Here is a 2,998-nt window from a genome sequence, read left to right as displayed (position 1 = left end):
TCCATTGGCAAACGTATTGAAGAGCTTTTGGAACCAAAGTGGTTGCGTATCGGCGGTTATTGGTATCCGCGTGGGGGTATTCCGATTGATGTTTTCTATCAATCAGGCCCGGCGCCAGAAGGCATTTGGATTCCGGATCAGGGGGTTCCCCCTTATCGTGGGCGCGGGTAAACGAAGTTTTATTCGTATCTATAGGCTCTGTACTATTTGTACAGAGCCTTTTTTATTATGATATTAATTGATTATTTTGAGTAAGTGAAGAAAACAGAGGCGAGTTGCTCCATTCTCTATAAGGCCATGTTTTTGACGCGCTAAATTGAGCCGTTTGATCTGCCAAAAGTGAACAATTTACGATATGTTCCCGGCAACACAGTAGCATGTTAATTTTTTCTCCATCGCTTGAAAGAGGCCAAATACAACACATGAAGGGCTGTTTTTTTTCTCCGGTTTTGAAGCAACTGGTATAAGCTAGGGGTTCTTTTGTTTTTAATACCTCTTGGTACGCGATACGCATTTTTCGTAGAGATCCAGCCTCTGGAAACTCTTCAAGATTACGATTGGTATATGAGCCACCAATGCGTTCTTGAATGTTACTGCCGAGTAAACGGATTTTGTATACAGGGCTTTGGCAGCTTTCTGGTTGATCAACGTCAATCAGAGAAACATCACCAAGGGCATAATGGAAATCAATAGGGTCTAAATCGTCTCTAGCAGGAAAGGGGCGACGCTTTTTTTTCTCACTCCAATAGTTATGGAGTTTTTTCAAAGTTGCTATCAATACTGGATCCTGTTTTGTTGGCTCTATTTCCTGCCGCGCCTAGACATGTTCATATATTTTTTATGGTTAGTGCGTGTACTTATACAATTTAACGTAAAACTGAAACACAAAATCTCAATTAACACTCTTTTCTTGTGTGTAGGAAACCACGTGATATGGGAAAGATGTTTTTATGACGAGGTTTAAGCTAATATAGTGCATTGTTTTTGTGTCCCAAGTCCCTCTATACCAAGTTCCATGGTCATGCCTGGTTTAAGGAAAAGCGGGGCTGGCTTTATCCCCATGCCTACGCCAGAGGGCGTTCCAGTCAAAATAACATCGCCGGGTAGAAGCGTCATGAAATGGCTGAGATGAGAAATTGTTTCCGGGATGCGATGGACAAGATTGCTTGTAGAGCTGTTTTGATGACGTGTGCCATCAACTTCTAGCCAAATTGGGAGTTGGTGTGGATCACCAATTTCATCTGGCGTGACCAGCCATGGGCCAAGAGGGCAAAAGGTGTCATGGCTTTTACCCTTTACCCATTGTCCGGATCGATGCATTTGAAAATCGCGCTCTGACACATCGTTGGCGAGGCAATAGCCAGCGATATGATCCATTGCTTGATCAATTTCGATGTATTTTGCTTTTTTACCGATGATGACGCCAAGTTCGACTTCCCAGTCTGTCTTTCCAGACCCCCTAGGGATTTCAACATTGTCATAGGGGCCGGAAATTGAAGAGCTTGCTTTCATAAAAATACGTGGCTCTGGCGTTGGTTTTGCTCCGACTTCCTTGGCATGGTCATGATAGTTCAAGCCAATACAAATGACTTTCCCCACGTTGGCAACACAAGGGCCTATTCGTGGTGTGCCCTCTACTAAAGGCAGAGAGTTGCTATCCAGTTCCTGTATTTTTGAAATAGCTTGGGAGTTAAGATTTTTACCATTTATATCATCAATGATTCCGGAAAGATCACGGATGTTACCTTGTAGGTCCAATAAGCCCGGTTTTTCCTGATCAATAGGGCCGTAACGCAGTAATTTCATGATCTCTATCCCTGTTTTCTATTAATTGATGACTACAATAGCGTCAGAAATTTAAAGAGACGACAGGAAAATTTGGGAAAAATTGTGAATGTTGATCACAAAAGGAGTTTGTTGACTTACATCTTTGTTGTGCAGAGGTGGTCTTGTTTGGGATCACCTCTGCTGACAACCGTGTGCTTAGTTAGAAGTCGATAACGACATCTCCCAATGGGTTCGAGCAACACGCAAGAACGTAACCGTCGTCGATCTGTTCTTGTGTAATACCACCGTTGTGCATCATGTGAACTTCACCAGAGACTTTCTTGACTTTGCAGGTCCCGCAAACACCAAACTGACAAGCGCTTGGAATGTGAAGTCCTGTTTTCTTGGCCGCGGTCAGGATGGTATCGGACTCTTGAACCCGGGTATCTTTTTTGGATCTTTGGAAGCTGACAGATGATTTTGCATCGTCATCAATAATAACGTCATCATGTTCTGGACGGTCTTCTTCATCGGTGATTGGTGCCTCAAAGCTCTCTTCATGGTATTGATCCATGTTGAAGCCAGCTGTGTTGAGAATATCACGGACGGCCTGCATAAAAGGGCCTGGTCCGCAGCAAAAAATTTCTCGGTCCTGATAATCAGGGGAAATCAATTCCAGCATCAATTGATTGAGGCGTCCGGTATATCCGGTCCAGGCTCCGTATGGATCAGGCTCTTCACAGGCATATGCAACCTTGATGTCACTGACGCGCGCGCTCATACTTTCCAGCTCACGCCGTGCAATAATGTCTGAAGGCGTCCGGGCGCAGTGAATAAAATGTACGTCTGTATGGGTGCCTTGGTCAAAAAGCCAGCGAGTCATAGACAGGGTAGGGGTAATACCTGCGCCCCCGGAAATAAACAGGTATTTATCAGCCAGATGGTTATGCAGGGTAAAGAGACCAGCAGGACCATGGGCCTTGATTTTGTCGCCTTCTTTCAAATTATCATGTAGCCATTGAGAGGCATAGCCGTCTTTGTTTGCTTTGACCGTAATGGATATTGACAGGGGACGCGAAGGACTGGAAGACAGGGTGTAAGTCCGTAGAACAGGCTTGCCGTCAATTTCCAGCTCGATGGTGATGAACTGTCCCGGCAGGTAGCGGAACCAGCTGTTGTCCGTGGTTTGAAAGCAAAAGGTTTTGACGTCATGGGTATCTTGAAGAATCAT

General features: G+C 44.7%; 3 protein-coding genes and 1 pseudogene. 1 reads left to right on the top strand and 3 read right to left on the bottom strand.

Going from position 1 to position 2,998, the window contains the following annotated elements; all coding sequences use genetic code 11:
- Nucleotides 1-171, top strand: a pseudogene (locus Q0241_RS18470) (NADPH-dependent 7-cyano-7-deazaguanine reductase QueF); the annotation flags it as partial.
- Between the two features lie 55 nt (nt 172-226).
- Here the strand turns inward: Q0241_RS18470 and Q0241_RS18465 are convergent.
- From Q0241_RS18465 to Q0241_RS18455, 3 genes are all read right to left on the bottom strand, one after another.
- Entirely contained in the window at nt 227-778 is a 552-nt protein-coding gene (locus Q0241_RS18465) for a PAS domain-containing protein (protein WP_299380499.1), read from the bottom strand.
- A 182-nt stretch (nt 779-960) separates the two neighbouring features.
- Nucleotides 961-1,806, bottom strand: a complete 846-nt coding sequence (locus tag Q0241_RS18460; protein ID WP_299380498.1) for a fumarylacetoacetate hydrolase family protein — start codon at nt 1,804-1,806, stop codon at nt 961-963.
- A gap of 181 nt (nt 1,807-1,987) precedes the next feature.
- Nucleotides 1,988-2,998 (bottom strand): hybrid-cluster NAD(P)-dependent oxidoreductase (locus Q0241_RS18455; protein ID WP_299380497.1); only part of this gene is annotated, 1,011 nt, incomplete at its 5' end.

The organism is uncultured Kiloniella sp., from assembly GCF_937128705.1.
In the GTDB taxonomy this organism is placed as follows: domain Bacteria; phylum Pseudomonadota; class Alphaproteobacteria; order Kiloniellales; family Kiloniellaceae; genus Kiloniella.
Note: the sequence above shows the minus strand (reverse complement) of the source record. Positions and strands in the feature narration are given on the sequence as shown.